The organism is Enterococcus devriesei (assembly GCF_001885905.1).
Taxonomy (GTDB): domain Bacteria; phylum Bacillota; class Bacilli; order Lactobacillales; family Enterococcaceae; genus Enterococcus_A; species Enterococcus_A devriesei.
In genome coordinates this window covers 46,026-62,787 of sequence record NZ_JXKM01000012.1, presented here as the reverse complement: position 1 = coordinate 62,787, position 16,762 = coordinate 46,026, and the positions used below count along the sequence as shown (strand labels likewise).

Here is a 16,762-nt window from a genome sequence, read left to right as displayed (position 1 = left end):
ACTGCTGGCACAACCTCTTGATAGTATCAATTTATTCTGCTGCTACCTTCGCGATCTTCCCTTGTTCCACATAAACCATCAAGATACTGATGTCTGCGGGATTCACGCCGCTGATCCGGCTCGCTTGGGCGATCGTTTCGGGTTGGATTTTTTGTAGTTTTTGCTTGGCTTCAGTGGCTAGTCCATTGATCGCCTCGTAATTGATCCGTTCTGGAATACGTTTGGCTTCCATCCGTTTCAATTTTTCTACTTTTTCCATCGCTTTTTTGATATAGCCTTCATACTTGATTTGGATTTCTACCTGCTCGATTTCTTTTTCCGTTAATTCATCATTGACCGGAATGAATTGCAATAATTCTTGGTATGAAATTTCTGGACGCTTCAAGAAATCATTGGCTAAAACACCGTCCTTCAATTCTGCGCTGTTTTTAGCTCGTAGGAAGCTTTGAACTTCTTCATGAGGTTTTATCCGGATCGATTGCAAACGAGCCATCTCCGCCTCGATATGGGCCTTTTTGACTAAGTAAGCTTGATAGTCTTCCTCTGCGACTAAACCAATCGCATGCCCAATCTCTGTTAAGCGCAGATCGGCATTATCGTGACGTAAAATCAACCGGTATTCTGCTCGTGAAGTTAATAAACGATAGGGTTCGTTGGTTCCTTTCGTTACTAAGTCATCGATCATGACACCAATATAGCCATCGCTGCGCTTCATGATAAAGGGTTCTTTGCCTTGAATTTTTAAGGCGGCATTGATCCCGGCCATCAACCCTTGTCCAGCTGCTTCTTCATAGCCGCTCGTGCCGTTAGTTTGTCCAGCGGTATAAAGATTTTCAATCACCTTTGTTTCCAGTGTTGGGCGTAATTGATGTGGCGCTACCATATCATACTCGATTGCATAGCCAGTCCGCATCATTTCAGCGTTTTCTAACCCTTCAATAGAATGTAAAACCTCATTTTGAACATCTTCCGGCAATGAAGTCGATAAGCCTTGGACATAGACTTCTTCTGTGTGACGACCTTCTGGTTCTAGGAATAATTGATGACGTTCCTTATCGGCAAAACGAACGATCTTATCTTCAATCGATGGGCAATAACGAGCCCCTACCCCATCAACGATCCCAGTAAACATCGGCGCACGATGCAAATTGTTCTGAATAATTTGATGACTCTTCAAGTTTGTATAGGTTAACCAGCAAGGGATTTGCTCTTGCAAATAGCTGCTGTCAGGGGTTTGATAGCTAAAATGGTTCGGCTTTTCATCGCCAGGTTGGATTTCCGTCTTGCTGTAATCAATCGAGCCTGATTTTACTCGCGGCGGTGTTCCGGTTTTAAAACGATGGATCTCTAGGCCTAGCTTTTGCAAATGATCCGCCAGCTTAATGGATGGCTGCGAGTTATTAGGACCTGAGGAATATTTTAATTCACCAATGATAATTTCCCCACGCAAAGCCGTTCCAGCTGTAATAATCACCGCTTGGGCTGAATAAGCCGCTCCGGTTGACGTAACGACCCCTTTACAGATGCCTTCTTCAACAATTAAACGATCCACGACTCCTTGCTTCAAGGTTAGATTTTCTTCTTTTTCAATCGTGTGCTTCATTTCTTCCGCATAAGCGTGTTTATCAGCTTGGGCCCGCAATGCTCGAACCGCGGGACCTTTACCGGTATTCAGCATCCGCATTTGAATATAGGTCTTATCGATATTGCGACCCATCTCGCCGCCCAGTGCATCGATTTCACGCACGACTACTCCTTTGGCGGGACCACCGATCGATGGGTTACATGGCATGAATGCCACCATATCTAAATTGATCGTGATCAATAGGGTCTTCTGCCCCATTCGTGCAGCGGCTAAAGCGGCTTCTGAACCAGCATGGCCGGCGCCGACAACGATCACATCATAATTTCCTGCTTGATATTCCATGGAATTGCTCCTTTATTTATTAATAGTCTGCATCCTTATTTTCCTAAACAAAACTGACTGAACAATTGTGTGATCAGCTCATCCTGCACACTGTCACCGACGATTTCGCCTAAATAATCCCAGCAGCGATTCATGTCGATCTGAACCAAATCAACTGGCATGCCTGCCATGATCCCATTGCGAACCTCACCTAAGGATTGACCAGCTTTTTCCAACAAAGCGATATGACGCGTATTCGACACATAGGTCGCGTCTTTTTCACCGGTTTGACCACCGAAAAACAGGGTCGCAATCGCTTCTTCTAATTGATCTAAGCCATTTTTTTCTAAAACAGAAATCGAAAAGACCGTTTCATTTTCCATATACTCGCCTAATTCGGCTAAAGATAATTGTTGCGGAAGATCCGTCTTATTTAGCAGAATGATCCGCTTCAACCCTTTCGTTGCTTCTAACAACCCTTTATCTTCGGCGGTCAGAGCTTCACTTTGATTCAAGACTAACAAGATCAAATCTGCTTCACCTAGTGCTTTGCGGCTGCGTTCAACCCCGATCCGTTCAACGACATCGTCTGTCTCACGGATGCCTGCCGTATCGATTAATTTCAACGGCACGCCTCGGACATTCACATATTCTTCAATCACATCACGAGTTGTTCCGGCAATCTCTGTGACGATCGCTTTTTCTTCATGTAGCAGATAATTCAACAAGCTGGACTTACCTACGTTAGGACGACCAATAATTGCCGTGCTCAGACCTTCTCGTAAAATTTTCCCTTGCTTGGCATTCAATAATAGCGCATCGATTTGTTGACCGACTTGCTGTGCTTTTTCTAGTAATAATTGCGTTGTCAGTTCTTCTACATCATCGTATTCTGGGTAGTCGATATTTACTTCCACTTGAGCCAATGTCTCTAAAATTTCTTGCCGTAATTGACGGATCAAGTGGGATAGATTCCCATCTAATTGGTTGATTGCGACATTCATCGCCCGGTCAGTTTTCGCGCGGATCAAGTCCATCACTGCTTCCGCTTGGGACAAATCTACCCGACCATTTAAAAAGGCCCGCTTAGTAAATTCCCCAGGTTCAGCCAGACGTGCACCCGAACGTAAAATTAATTGTAGTAGTTGATTGACGACGACGATGCCGCCATGACAATTGATTTCAACGATATCTTCTCGCGTAAAGGTCTTGGGAGCCCGCATCACACTAACCATCACTTCATCAACGACCTGCTGATCAGCAGGATCGACGATGTGTCCGTAATGGATCGTATGCGTTGGCACATCTAGTAAACATTTTTTCCCGCTGCGATAGACGCTGTCTGCGATGGCCACCGCTTGATCGCCGCTTAAACGGACAATGCTGATCGCACCTTCTCCCGGCGGTGTGGAAATCGCTGCGATCGTATCAAATTCTAAGGTGATCTCTGCCACTTTGTTTCCTCCTAATTTAGAACATAAAAAAAGTGCCTACTCCACCCCTTAGTAAAAGGAGTAGATGAGCACTTTGACTGCTTTTCTACAAAATTCTGTTGCTAGATTAGCATATTTTTCGGGACAATTCAAGTTTTCCTGCTGAAATTGTCTCCTTTATCAAGTTTTGATTAAGAAAGGTTTTCGCGAAATCGTTTGGCTTATTGCCGATAAAGCTAGTTCGTGAAGCCCGATATAGATATACCTGCTGTAAAGCGATTTATTCGTTTGAAAATTTTATACTTTCTTTATAAACAAGAAAAAAGGAGGTGTGACTGCACGCAGTCACACCTCCTTTTCATGAATAAACGATGTTCCAGAAGCCACTTCTGTCACGGCCTCTCGTCTTCTTTTTAGAAATATTTTTTAGCCGGTTCAACGACTAAATAGCGATATGGATCTTCTCCTTCAGAATGCGTTTTGATGTAATCATCTTTACTCAATGCTGAATGGATCATTTTTCGTTCAAAGGCCGGCATTGGTTCTAAGAAAACCGGACGACCGGTTTCTTTCACTTTTTCAGCCGTACGCTGAGCTAAGCGAACCAAAACTTCTTCACGTTTTTGACGATAATTGCCAACATTTACGACGACGGATAATTTTTCCTTCGCCACGCGATGAAGAAAAACTTGCGCCAAATATTGCAACGCGTTTAAAATCTTACCGTGCTTGCCGATCAACATTCCTTGCTTGCTCGTTTCTAAGTTCATCACGATCAAGCCGTTCGCTTCATGTTGAATCTTCACTAAGGCCGGTACACCCATCTCATTCGTGATATTTGTTAGATAGAGCGCCAATTCCTTGACTGCTGCGTCTTCGTCTAGTTCGACTAGCTGACTCGCAGCTTCGGTTGGTTTACTAACCGGTTCCGGCGCTACTTCAACCGGTTCTTCCACTAGCTCATCGACTGTGTCTACTACCGCTTCGGTGATTTCTTCAGCGACAGTCGGTTCAATGGAGACGCGGGCATCCTTTTTCCCCATGCCAAGAAAACCTTTTTTGGCATCGGTCAAAATCTCGATCTCAACTTCTTCCTTTTTTAATCCTAAGGCTTGCAAGCCTTGTGCGATCGCTTCGTCAATCGTTGGACCTTCATAAACAGGCATTTTTTAAACCTCCTTATTTTTTACGTTTTTTCTTCGGACTTTTCGCTTTTTCAAGTGCTCGTTCACGATCTCGAATTTGTCGTGCGGCATCTTCCCGCTCACGGCGAATCTTGAAAGGATTATTGATTAACAATGTTTGAACGACTTGGAAGGCATTTGAGACTACCCAGTATAAAGATAATCCACTAGCCAGATTCAAGGCCATGACGAAAATCATCACAGGCATCGCAAAGTTCATAATCTTCATTGAAGCATTCGATTCTAATTGGCTCATACTTGATAAATACGTACTTGCAAAAGTAAAGAACGCCGCTAAGATCGGTAAAATAAAGTAAGGATCGGATTGACTCAAGTTCAACCACATAAAATGACCTTGGCGTAATTCTGGAATTCGTAAGATCGCTTGGTACAAGGCCATCATGACGGGCATTTGAACCAACAGCGGCAGACAGCCGGCGTAAGGGTTCACATTATTTGCGGCATACAATTTTTTCGTTTCCGCTTGCAGCTTTTGTTGCGTTTCTTGGTCACGAGTCGCGTATTTTTGTTGCAATGCCTTTATTTGCGGCTGCAACTCTTGCGTCTTCCGCATACTTTTCGTTTGGAAGTGCATCAACGGCATTAGGATGACCCGAATAATGATGGTAAATAAGATGATCCCGATTCCGACATTCCCAAAGGATAATCCTTTAATCGCTTCACCAAAGTAAAAAACAATGTAGCGATCCCAAAAACCTGTACTATGAGCATCAATTTGACCTGTTCCACAAGCCGACAACAAGAAGACCAGACTTAGTAGTCCTGTCATCAATACTATTTTTTTATATTTCTTCACTTACATCTGTTTCCTTCCTAACTTATTATTTTTGCTAACTTCAGAACGTGTATAAGATTCGAACGCATTTCAGCATGAGGTAAAGCTTTCGTAGTAGGCCGTGCGATCACGATAAAATCGATGGGTGGCAACTCCGTTTTTAATTCTTGCAAAACTGCGCGAATGTGGCGTTTTACTTGATTTCGCTCGACGGCGTTCCCGACTTTTTTCCCAACCGATATGCCTACTCGAAAATGTTTTTGACCAGAAGGCTCTAGACGGTAGACTACGAATTTTCGATTCGCAAAAGAAGCACCTTCTTGAAACACTTTTTGAAATTCTCGTTCTTTTTTGACCCGATATTTTTTCTGCATCTAGCTTCCTTCGTTTCTTTTAAATCTATACTTGACAATAATACCATATTTCAAATTAAGGAATCATCCTTATTAGAAGAAAAATTCCTGCATCGGCTATTTTCGGACACAAAAAAAACCACTGACCGGCAGTGGCTTAAGCAGCAAGTACTTTTCTTCCTTTACGACGACGGCTTGCTAATACGCGACGGCCGTTTTTAGTGCTCATGCGTTTACGGAATCCATGAACTTTTTGACGTTTACGTTTATTTGGTTGATAAGTTCTTTTCATTTAAATACACCTCCATTACTTACATTACATAGACATACCCGAATATTATAACGACTCCACCCCTAGTTTGTCAATCATGAAATGAAAAAAAGAAAAAAGCTTATCCACAATTTTTGGGGATAAACTTCTTCAAGATGTGCATAACCTTTTTTCGGCAAAAAACTTATTCATTCTCTTTTCTGTCGTTTTTCCCCAAAAATATTCCTTTTGGAAAAGTTTTCCACATGGTGGATAAGTTATGTGGAAAAAGCACTTTCTCCCTACACCTATCTGCCTTCATTTTTTACAGTACTTGTGCATGTAGTCGTGGAAAAAACAAAAATTCCACAATCTGTCACCTCGCTGTGCATAATTTTTTTCCTGTTAGTGGAGAACCTTTTTGTATTTTTATACATATTGTGGAAAACGATAAAATTTTTCTTATTTGATCCTCGGCTGTGGAAAACTCTCCGAAAAAATGATAAAGTATGTCTATCTGAATTTTATTAATATAGGAGGCGAATTATTTGACCTCATTGGACACTTTCTGGCAGGAATTGAAGGACAGCTACAAGCATGACCTCAATCCTGCCAGTTATGATGCTTGGGTAGGCAGTGCTAAGCCCTTAACATTGACAAATAATCAACTAACCATCGAAGTTACCAGTGATTTGCATAAAAACTATTGGGAAAAACATCTAGCTGCCAAAATCGTCGAGATCGGCTTCAAATTAACCGGCGACGAAATCATGCCGCTCTTCGTTACACCTGATGAGGCTCCACCAGTTAGTATTGTGGAAAAAGAAGAACCACCAAAAATAGAGTTAACCAAGCGGGCCTTACTGAATCCCAAATATACATTTGATACCTTCGTTATTGGGAAGGGAAACCAGATGGCTCATGCTGCCGCGCTAGTTGTTGCTGAAGAACCCGGTTCCATTTATAATCCACTCTTCTTTTATGGAGGCGTTGGTTTAGGGAAGACCCATTTGATGCACGCGATCGGCCATCAAATGTTGGCAATCAATCCGCAAGCAAAAGTCAAATACGTTTCTAGCGAGACCTTTGCAAATGATTTTATTAATTCCATTAAAAATAAAACCTCGGAAGAATTTCGCCAAGAATACCGTAAGGTTGATCTTTTATTAGTCGACGATATTCAATTTTTTGCTGACAAAGAAGCAACTCAGGAAGAATTTTTCCATACTTTTGAAAACTTATATAATGAGAATAAACAAATTGTCTTAACTAGTGACCGTCTGCCAAATGAAATTCCTAAACTGCAGGAACGGTTGGTTTCTCGCTTTGCTTGGGGCTTATCTGTCGATATTACACCACCCGATCTTGAGACTAGAACGGCGATTTTACGGAAAAAAGCGCAAGCTGAAAAACTGGAGATCCCAGACGACACCTTAAGTTATATTGCCGGCCAGATTGATTCAAATATCCGCGAATTAGAAGGTGCACTAGTCAGAGTGCAAGCTTTCGCTACGATGAATAACGCTGATATTACAACCAGTATCGCAGCAGATGCCTTGAAAAGTCTAAAAGGCACTAGCAATACACAATTATCTATCAGCAAGATCCAAGATGAAGTCGCTAAGTTTTATCACATTCAAGTCAAGGATCTAAAAGGGAAGAAACGAGTCAAAGCAATCGTTGTCCCACGTCAAATCGCCATGTATTTAGCTCGTGAAATGACTGAAAGCTCTTTACCTAAGATTGGTGCTGAATTTGGTGGTAAAGACCATACAACCGTCATCCACGCACACGAAAAAATCAGGCAATTAATGAAAAATGATAGCAGCACACAACAAGAAATTGCTGAGATCAAAAATCTGCTGTTAGGTTAGCATGTGGAAATCCTAAACTAAAAGAGTCGTTTTATCCACACCTTATCCACAAGTGGAAAACCTTTTGCAGCAAGCTTTTATTCTTTTTTTCCACATGATCAACAGGCCCTACTACTTTTATTACTTATATAACTTAAATAAATAAAAAGGAGTTTCATTATGAAATTTACGATTAATCGTTCCCGCTTCATTCAAGAATTACAAACTGTTCAACGAGCTATTTCAACGAAAACGACAATCCCAATCTTAACTGGGGTAAAAATCGAATTAAATCAAGAAGGATTAAACTTGACCGGTAGTAATGCGGATATCTCAATTGAAACTTTTTTAGCTGCAGATGATGAAAAAGCTGAGTTACAAATCAATCAGACAGGAACGATTGTTTTACAAGCACGTTTCTTTAGCGAAATCATTCGCCGTTTACCGGAAAATACCTTTACGTTAGAAGTTCAGGAAAATCATCAAGTCTTGATTACTTCAGGCGCTGCTCATTTTACGGTTAATGGATTAGACGCCGATAATTATCCACATCTACCGGTTGTCGAAGAACAAAACCAATTAAAATTACCTGTCCACATGTTGACAAAATTAATTGGCGAAACGGTCTTTTCAGTTTCTCAACATGAAAGTCGCCCCATTTTGACTGGTGTTCATTTTACGATGTCTAACGGTCAGCTATTAGCAGTGGCAACAGACTCTCATCGTCTGAGCCAACGGGTCGTTCCAATTGAAAATTCGAATAATGATTTTGATATTGTAATTCCAGGTAAAAGCTTAGTTGAATTGTCGCGTTCGTTATCAGATGAAGAAGCGGAAGTTGAAATCAGCATCATGGAAAACCAAGTATTGTTTAAAACACCAACGATGTATTTCTATTCTCGTTTACTAGAAGGCAACTATCCGGATACCAATCGCTTGATCCCATCAAGCTTCAATACAGAACTGACCTTTTCTGTGCCAACTTTCTTAGCAGCGATCGAACGGGCTTCTTTACTTTCTCATGAAGGAAGAAACAATATCGTTCGACTAGCAATTGCGGATAACTCGGTCATCCTTTACGGCAACTCGCCTGAAATCGGGAAAGTGGAAGAAGAATTGGTTTACGAACAAGTTAGCGGGGACCCATTAGAGATTTCCTTTAATCCTGATTATATGAAAGACGCATTGCGGGCTTTTGGAGATATGAGCATCAAGATCCAATTTATTTCAGCGATCCGTCCATTTACGTTGGAGCCTAGCGAAGGGGACGTATCCTTTATTCAATTAATCACTCCAGTTCGGACAAACTAAGTGTTTTTTCAAGAGTTTCACAGATTTTTTGAAAAATATGAAACAATTGTGTAAACAAACAGAATTCAAGTAAAAGGTCTTAAAATCGATTTTAAGACCTTTTACTTTTTTTTGAGTAAATTAATTAAAATGCCTCAGAACTTCTTAAATCGAAAAATACAACGAGTTCATTTGTTTTCTTCCTTTAAAAAGGGTATAATGAAGAGGTGTTTCTGGAATGAAAATGAGGGATGAATGTGAAACAAAAAATTTTTTTGGAAACAGAGTTTATGACGCTAGGCCAGTTATTAAAAGAGATCAATTTGATCTCTAGCGGAGGACAGGCCAAATGGTTCTTGGCGGAGGAAACTGTATTTGTAGATGGCGAGCTGGAAAATCGCCGCGGCCGAAAGCTCTATCCGGGAATGATGATTGAGATTCCTGAGGTAGGAACTTTTTTTATGGTCAAAAATAAGGAAGAACAAGATGCGGCTGAATAAGCTTGAGTTGAGAAATTATCGCAACTATTCCGAGCTTTCACTAGCTTTTCCAAACCGATTGAATATTTTTCTAGGGGAGAATGCACAAGGCAAGACCAATCTCTTAGAAAGCATCTACGTTTTGGCTTTGACCCGCAGTCATCGAACCAGCAGTGAACAAGAATTGATCGGCTGGCACGAAGATTTTGCTCAGATCAAAGGGCGGATCGAACGGGGAACTAGCGAATTAGAGCTGGAGCTGCTGTTGACTAAAAAAGGTCGAAAATCGAAAGTCAATCACATCGAACAAAAGAAGTTAAGCAGCTACATTGGCCAGCTGAACGTCATTTTATTTGCGCCAGAAGATCTTTCCTTAGTCAAGGGTAGCCCACAAATGCGCCGCCGCTTTATTGATATGGAGTTAGGTCAGATCAATCCCGTTTATCTTTACGATTTGGCACAATATCAGCAGACCTTGAAGCAGCGTAACCTTTATTTGAAGCAGCTGTCTGAAAAGAAACAAACCGATGAAATTTATCTGGATATTTTGACGGAACAGCTAGTTGATTTTGGCAGCAAGGTATTGGCTAATCGTTTGCAGTTCATTAAAAAACTAGAATATTGGTCGAACGATCTCCATAGTAAGATTACGAATCAAAAAGAGACGCTGGCGATTCAATATGACGCCAGCATTCCTTTAGAGAGTGAAGCTGTTGAAGCGATTCGAACCGTATTTATGAATGAATTAATAAAAAACCGTAAACGGGAAATCTTCAAGGGTAATACCTTTTTAGGGCCTCATCGAGATGATTTGATCTTTATGGTCAATCAACAGAATGTTCAGACCTATGGGTCGCAAGGCCAGCAACGAACGACTGCTTTAAGTGTCAAATTAGCAGAGATTGATTTAATGAAAGAAGAAACAGGAGAATATCCGATCTTACTTTTAGATGATGTCATGAGCGAACTAGATGATAGTCGTCAGATCCATTTATTAGAGACGATTGAAAATAAAGTGCAGACTTTTTTAACTACGACCACTTTAAATCACGTCAAGGGCAAAATGACGGTCCATCCGGATATTTTTTACGTCCAACAAGGGCAGATAGAAAGGAAAGAGACATAGATGACAGAAGAGGAAAAGAGTTTACTAGAACGGGCTCAAGAGTACGATGCTAGTCAGATTCAGGTACTAGAAGGGCTAGAAGCCGTTCGGAAACGTCCTGGGATGTATATCGGCTCCACCAGTACAGAAGGATTACACCACTTAGTGTGGGAAATCGTGGATAATTCGATCGATGAGGCTTTAGCAGGATTCGCGAAACATATCCATGTGGTGATCGAAGAAGATAACAGCATCACAGTCAGCGATGACGGTCGTGGAATTCCTGTCGATATCCAAGCAAAAACAGGTCGTCCGGCTTTGGAAACCGTTTATACGATTCTACATGCGGGAGGAAAATTTGGCGGCGGCGGCTATAAGGTATCCGGCGGACTTCACGGTGTAGGGGCTTCCGTAGTAAATGCGTTGTCACTAAGTTTAGATGTTCGGGTTTTCAAAAATGGTAAAGTCTATTTCCAAGAATATCGTCGCGGCGCGGTTGTCGATGATCTGAAAGTGATCGGCGAAACTGAGCAACATGGGACGACCGTTCATTTTATTCCAGACCCTGAGATTTTCACCGAATCAACGGTGTTTAACTTTGATAAATTGGCTACTCGTGTCCGGGAATTAGCTTTCTTGAATCGTGGCTTAAAAATTTCGATTGAAGACAAACGTGAGGAAAAAACGGTTCTGCGTGAGTATCACTATGAAGGCGGGATTAAAAGTTATGTTGAACATTTGAACCACAATAAAGCGGTCATTTTTGATGATCCCGTTTATGTGGAGGGTGAACAGCAAGACATTACCGTAGAAGTAGCGATGCAATATACGGATGGATATCATACCAATATCTTGAGTTTCGCCAATAATATTCATACGTATGAAGGCGGAACCCATGAATTCGGATTTAAAACCGCATTAACTCGGGTAATCAATGATTATGCCCGTAAGCAAAAAATCATGAAAGACAACGATGAAAATCTTTCAGGTGAGGATGTTCGTGAAGGCTTGACAGCTGTTATCTCCATCAAGCATCCGGAACCGCAATTTGAAGGACAAACAAAAACGAAATTAGGAAATTCCGAAGTTCGTACTGTTACAGATCGTCTATTCTCAGAAAATTTCAACAAATTTTTGATGGAAAATCCTTCTGTGGGACGTCGAATTGTTGAAAAAGGGATGCTAGCAGCGAAAGCTCGTTTAGCCGCTAAAAGAGCTCGTGAAGTGACTCGTCGTAAAGGCGCGCTAGAAATCAGCAATCTACCTGGTAAATTAGCCGATTGTTCAAGCAATGATCCTGAACGATGCGAATTGTTTATCGTCGAAGGAGACTCTGCCGGTGGTTCTGCTAAACAAGGACGTAACCGGGAATTCCAAGCGATTTTACCGATACGTGGGAAAATCTTGAATGTGGAAAAAGCTTCAATGGATAAAATCTTAGCCAATGAAGAAATCCGTTCATTGTTTACTGCGATGGGGACTGGTTTTGGGGCTGATTTTGATGTCTCAAAAGCACGCTACCATAAATTAGTTATTATGACCGATGCCGATGTCGATGGTGCTCATATTCGGACATTATTATTAACGCTATTCTATCGTTACATGCGTCCAATTGTGGAAGCTGGCTATGTTTATATTGCACAACCACCATTGTATGGGATCAAGCAAGGGAAAAACATCACTTACGTTCAACCTGGGAAAAAAGCGGAAGAAGAACTAGCTCAAAAAATGTCCGAACTTCCAGCGTCACCAAAACCCAATGTCCAACGTTACAAAGGGCTAGGGGAAATGGATGATCATCAGTTGTGGGAAACAACGATGGACCCAGAAAATCGCTTGATGCTACGGGTCAGTGTGGAAGATGCGATCGAAGCCGATCAAGTATTTGAAATGTTGATGGGGGATCGTGTAGAACCACGCCGAGCATTTATCGAAGAAAATGCCCATTACGTTAAAAACTTAGATATTTAGTGAGGCTATCGGCTTCTCCTACACGTTTACGTGTTTAGAGAAACGAGATAAGTGATGAGAACAAGCTTCATTTTTCGATTTAAGAAAAATGAATACCTTAATACGAGCTAGGATGTCAGTTCCGCTTTTTCCAGTGTATACCGAGGAGAAGTAAGCAGGGATTTAAAACTAACTAGGAAATCCCACTTTAGCGGAATGATATACGTGGTGAGAACAAGCTTCATTTTTCGATTTAAGAAAAATGAGTACCTTAATACGAGCTAGGAGGATCAATTTGGAAGATCGAAGAGAGAACATACATGACGTCAATCTAACCAGTGAAATGCGTGAATCTTTCATTGATTATGCAATGAGCGTTATCGTAGCACGGGCGCTTCCCGATGTCCGGGACGGGCTGAAACCTGTTCACCGTCGGATACTGTATGGGATGAATGAATTAGGTGTAACACCAGATAAAGCACATAAGAAATCAGCGCGGATCGTCGGGGATGTTATGGGTAAATACCATCCCCACGGTGACAGTGCGATTTATGAATCAATGGTCCGGATGGCCCAAAGCTTCAGCTACCGTAATATGTTAGTGGATGGACACGGAAACTTTGGTTCTGTCGATGGTGACGGAGCAGCGGCGATGCGTTATACCGAAGCACGTCTAAGCAAGATTGCTATGGAAATGCTACGAGATATCAATAAAGATACCGTTGATTTCCAAGGCAACTATGATGATAGTGAGCAAGAACCGGAAGTTTTACCAGCTCGTTTTCCTAACTTATTAGTGAATGGGGCAACGGGGATCGCAGTCGGAATGGCAACCAATATCCCACCTCATAACTTGCGAGAAGTATCAGCCGGAATCGAATTGTTGATGGAAAATCCTGACGCAACAACTCAGGAGTTGATGGAAGTCATTCCTGGACCAGATTTTCCAACAGGCGGCTTAGTGATGGGGAAATCCGGTATTCGCCGGGCTTATGAAACAGGTAAGGGCTCGATCACTGTACGGGCGAAAGTTGAGATTGAGGAACAAAAAAATGGCAAGGAACGGATCCTCGTTTCGGAATTGCCATATATGGTCAATAAAGCGAAATTGATCGAACGTATTTCGGAATTACACCGAGACAAACGGATTGAAGGAATCACAGATTTACGGGATGAAACGTCACGTGAAGGTATGCGGATTGTGATTGAAGTTCGTCGAGATATGAGTGCGTCGGTCATCTTGAACAATTTATACAAGCTGACTTCACTGCAAACCTCTTTCAGTTTCAACATGCTAGCAATTGAAAAAGGCGTTCCACGGATTTTAAATTTAAAACAAATCTTGGAAAACTACATCGAACATCAAAAAATCGTCATTACTCGTCGGACGATCTTTGATAAGAAAAAAGCGGAAGCACGGGCACATATTCTAGAAGGGTTACGAATTGCGTTAGACCATATTGATGAAATTATTGCGACGATTCGTAGTTCAGCTTCAGACGATATTGCTAAGGCTACTTTGATTGAACGGTTTGAATTATCGGATCGACAAGCCCAAGCAATCTTGGATATGCGTTTACGCCGTTTAACAGGCTTAGAACGCGAGAAAATCGAAAATGAATACCAAGAGCTATTAAAGACGATTAACGACTTAGACGACATTCTAGCGCGTCCTGAGCGTGTGGTGGAAATCATCCGCACAGAATTAGCGGAAGTGGCTACTAAGTTTGGCGATAATCGCCGCACAGAATTACTCGTCGGCGAAGTCTTGAGCTTGGAAGATGAAGACTTGATCGAAGAGGAAGACGTTGTTATCACGTTGACTAACAATGGCTACATCAAACGTCTTGCTTCAAGCGAGTTCCGTGCACAACGTCGTGGAGGCCGCGGTGTTCAAGGAATGGGCATTCATGATGATGATTTTGTGAAAACGCTGATCTCCTGTTCTACCCATGACACACTCCTGTTCTTTACTAACAGTGGTCGCGTATACCGGGCGAAGGGCTATGAAGTTCCAGAATATGGACGGACAGCTAAAGGGATTCCGATCATTAACTTGCTAGGAATCGATTCTAACGAAACAATTCAAGCGGTGATCTCAGTCAATGGGCAAGCCGAAGATGGTCATTTCCTATTCTTCGTAACGAAAAATGGAACGGTAAAACGGACGACTGTGACGGCCTTTTCAAACATTCGGGCCAATGGTTTGATCGCTATCGGTTTACGTGAAGGCGATGAATTAGTCAACGTCATGTCGACAGAAGGCGATGAAACGATCATTATCGGTACGCACGATGGTTATTCTGCAACGTTTAAAGAACAAGCGGTTCGTGATATGGGCCGCACGGCCAGCGGTGTACGGGGAATTCGTCTACGCGATGAAGACTATGTGATTGGTTCAGCCGTTCTGAAAGAAGACCAAGAAGTCTTAGTAATTACCGAAAAAGGCTACGGAAAGCGGACAAAAGCTGCTGAATATCCAATTAAAGGTCGTGGCGGTAAAGGAATCAAGACAGCGAACGTTAAAGAAAAGAATGGTCCGTTAGCTGGTTTAACAACAGTCAATGGCGATGAAGATATTCTTTTAGTGACCAATCGTGGTGTCATTATTCGTTTCAACGTAGATAGTGTTTCACAAACCGGTCGTGCAACCTTAGGTGTCCGTCTGATGAAGATGGAAGACAATACGAAAGTTGCGACGATGGCAATTGTTGAAAAAGAAGAGGAAGTCGAAGCTCCTGAGAGCCAAGAAGTACTTGAAGAAACACCGAATGATACGGAAGAATAAGAATATTTGAAAGGCTGGGAGAAATCCCAGCCTTTTTTCGTAACTTATAGAAAAGAAACATTTGATTTTTGTAAGACGATTATGTATAATGAATATTTGTGAGTAGTCTATATATTTTTAGATCGCTCTCCTTGCTCTTAAAAAATTTAAGAGCCTTATAGTCCATAGGGAGGTGAAAATCAATGAGTCAAAACACGAAGTATGAAATCACATACATCATTCGTCCGAACATTGATGAAGAAGCAAAAACTGCTTTAGTAGAACGTTTCGATACAATCTTGAAAGATAATGGCGCTGAAATTATCGATTCAAAAGATTGGGAAAAACGCCGTTTCGCGTACGAAATGAACGGATTCCGTGAAGGTATCTACCATATCGTCAATGCAACTGCACCAACAACAGCTGCTGCAGTTAACGAATTCGATCGTCTTGCAAAAATCAATGACGATATTATTCGTCACATGATCGTTAAGATTGAAGAATAATTGTTTCACGTGAAACAATTGACGAGAAGGGAGCTGGCTTTACTTTGATTAATAATGTTGTACTAGTTGGTCGTTTAACAAAGGATCCTGATTTACGTTATACTGCAAATGGGACAGGTGTTGCAACGTTTACTTTGGCTGTGAATCGTAATTTTACGAATCAAAGCGGAAATCGCGAAGCAGACTTTATCAATTGTGTGATTTGGCGGAAATCGGCTGAAACTTTAGCTAATTATGCGCGCAAAGGAACTCTTTTAGGTGTGACTGGCCGTATCCAAACCAGAAATTATGAAAATCAGCAAGGGCAACGTGTCTATGTGACAGAAGTTGTTGCTGAGAACTTCCAATTATTGGAATCTCGTTCTGCTAATGAACAACGTCAACAGAACCCAAGTTCTAATGATAGTTTCCAAGGCGGAGGGAATAATTTTAACAACAATAGTAATCAATCCTCTCAGTCAGCTAAGAACACTATGCCTGACTTCGATCGAGATTCAGATCCATTTAGTGGGTCCTCAATCGACATTTCAGATGATGATTTACCATTCTAACAATTGAATAGGAGGGAAACGGAATGGCACAACAAAGAAGAGGTCGCAAACGTCGTAAAGTAGACTATATTGCTGCTAATCATATCGAATACATCGATTACAAAAATATCGAATTATTAAAACGTTTCATTAGCGAACGTGGTAAAATTTTACCTCGTCGTGTAACTGGAACAAGTGCTAAAAACCAACGTAAATTAACGATTGCTATTAAACGCGCTCGTATCATGGGGTTATTAGCCTTCGTATCAGAAGAAGCATAATCAAATTATCACAAGAGACTTCAAATTTTTGGAGTCTCTTTTTTTGTTTCACGTGAAACATTCAATAAAGTCGCCTGCT

The 16,762-nt window shown here is 41.6% G+C and carries 15 protein-coding genes; 9 read left to right on the top strand and 6 right to left on the bottom strand.

The window, feature by feature from the left end:
- Positions 1 to 31: 31 nt before the first annotated feature.
- The 6 genes from mnmG to rpmH all read right to left on the bottom strand — a co-directional run bounded on the left by mnmG (position 32) and on the right by rpmH (position 5,964).
- On the bottom strand, positions 32 to 1,927 hold the full coding sequence (mnmG, locus tag RV00_RS13495; RefSeq protein WP_071863082.1) for a tRNA uridine-5-carboxymethylaminomethyl(34) synthesis enzyme MnmG: 1,896 nt from the start codon (positions 1,925 to 1,927) through the stop codon (positions 32 to 34).
- Between the two features lie 35 nt (positions 1,928 to 1,962).
- Entirely contained in the window at positions 1,963 to 3,360 is a 1,398-nt protein-coding gene (gene mnmE / locus RV00_RS13490) for a tRNA uridine-5-carboxymethylaminomethyl(34) synthesis GTPase MnmE (protein ID WP_071863081.1), read from the bottom strand.
- Positions 3,361 to 3,752: 392 nt separating this feature from the next.
- Positions 3,753 to 4,505, bottom strand: coding sequence for an RNA-binding cell elongation regulator Jag/EloR (gene jag / locus RV00_RS13485; protein WP_071863080.1), 753 nt, complete (start codon positions 4,503 to 4,505; stop codon positions 3,753 to 3,755).
- Between the two features lie 13 nt (positions 4,506 to 4,518).
- Positions 4,519 to 5,340 (bottom strand): YidC/Oxa1 family membrane protein insertase, encoded by an 822-nt coding sequence (locus RV00_RS13480; protein ID WP_071863079.1) that lies wholly within the window; start codon positions 5,338 to 5,340, stop codon positions 4,519 to 4,521.
- Between the two features lie 17 nt (positions 5,341 to 5,357).
- Entirely contained in the window at positions 5,358 to 5,693 is a 336-nt protein-coding gene (gene rnpA / locus RV00_RS13475) for a ribonuclease P protein component (RefSeq protein WP_071863078.1), read from the bottom strand.
- A 136-nt stretch (positions 5,694 to 5,829) separates the two neighbouring features.
- Positions 5,830 to 5,964 (bottom strand): 50S ribosomal protein L34, encoded by a 135-nt coding sequence (rpmH, locus tag RV00_RS13470; protein ID WP_006703104.1) that lies wholly within the window; start codon positions 5,962 to 5,964, stop codon positions 5,830 to 5,832.
- 506 nt (positions 5,965 to 6,470) lie between these two features.
- Between rpmH and dnaA the strand changes: the two genes are divergently transcribed.
- The 9 genes from dnaA to rpsR all read left to right on the top strand — a co-directional run bounded on the left by dnaA (position 6,471) and on the right by rpsR (position 16,683).
- Positions 6,471 to 7,796, top strand: coding sequence for a chromosomal replication initiator protein DnaA (dnaA, locus tag RV00_RS13465; protein WP_071863077.1), 1,326 nt, complete (start codon positions 6,471 to 6,473; stop codon positions 7,794 to 7,796).
- Positions 7,797 to 7,955: 159 nt separating this feature from the next.
- Positions 7,956 to 9,086, top strand: coding sequence for a DNA polymerase III subunit beta (gene dnaN / locus RV00_RS13460; RefSeq protein ID WP_071863076.1), 1,131 nt, complete (start codon positions 7,956 to 7,958; stop codon positions 9,084 to 9,086).
- Positions 9,087 to 9,322: 236 nt separating this feature from the next.
- The gene (gene yaaA, locus RV00_RS13455) at positions 9,323 to 9,565 is read left to right on the top strand and encodes a S4 domain-containing protein YaaA (protein WP_010747417.1); all 243 of its coding nucleotides are present in this window, start codon (positions 9,323 to 9,325) and stop codon (positions 9,563 to 9,565) included.
- Complete coding sequence (recF, locus tag RV00_RS13450) at positions 9,552 to 10,670, top strand: DNA replication/repair protein RecF (protein ID WP_071863075.1); 1,119 nt, start codon at positions 9,552 to 9,554, stop codon at positions 10,668 to 10,670. The genes yaaA and recF overlap by 14 nt, the downstream gene beginning before the upstream one ends.
- On the top strand, positions 10,671 to 12,620 hold the full coding sequence (gyrB, locus tag RV00_RS13445) for a DNA topoisomerase (ATP-hydrolyzing) subunit B (protein WP_071863074.1): 1,950 nt from the start codon (positions 10,671 to 10,673) through the stop codon (positions 12,618 to 12,620).
- 241 nt (positions 12,621 to 12,861) lie between these two features.
- The gene (gene gyrA, locus RV00_RS13440) at positions 12,862 to 15,387 is read left to right on the top strand and encodes a DNA gyrase subunit A (RefSeq protein ID WP_071863073.1); all 2,526 of its coding nucleotides are present in this window, start codon (positions 12,862 to 12,864) and stop codon (positions 15,385 to 15,387) included.
- 182 nt (positions 15,388 to 15,569) lie between these two features.
- Positions 15,570 to 15,872 (top strand): 30S ribosomal protein S6, encoded by a 303-nt coding sequence (gene rpsF / locus RV00_RS13435; protein WP_067626613.1) that lies wholly within the window; start codon positions 15,570 to 15,572, stop codon positions 15,870 to 15,872.
- A gap of 44 nt (positions 15,873 to 15,916) precedes the next feature.
- Positions 15,917 to 16,423 (top strand): single-stranded DNA-binding protein, encoded by a 507-nt coding sequence (gene ssb, locus RV00_RS13430; RefSeq protein WP_071863072.1) that lies wholly within the window; start codon positions 15,917 to 15,919, stop codon positions 16,421 to 16,423.
- A gap of 23 nt (positions 16,424 to 16,446) precedes the next feature.
- Complete coding sequence (rpsR, locus tag RV00_RS13425; RefSeq protein WP_071863071.1) at positions 16,447 to 16,683, top strand: 30S ribosomal protein S18; 237 nt, start codon at positions 16,447 to 16,449, stop codon at positions 16,681 to 16,683.
- The last annotated feature ends 79 nt before the right edge of the window (positions 16,684 to 16,762 follow it).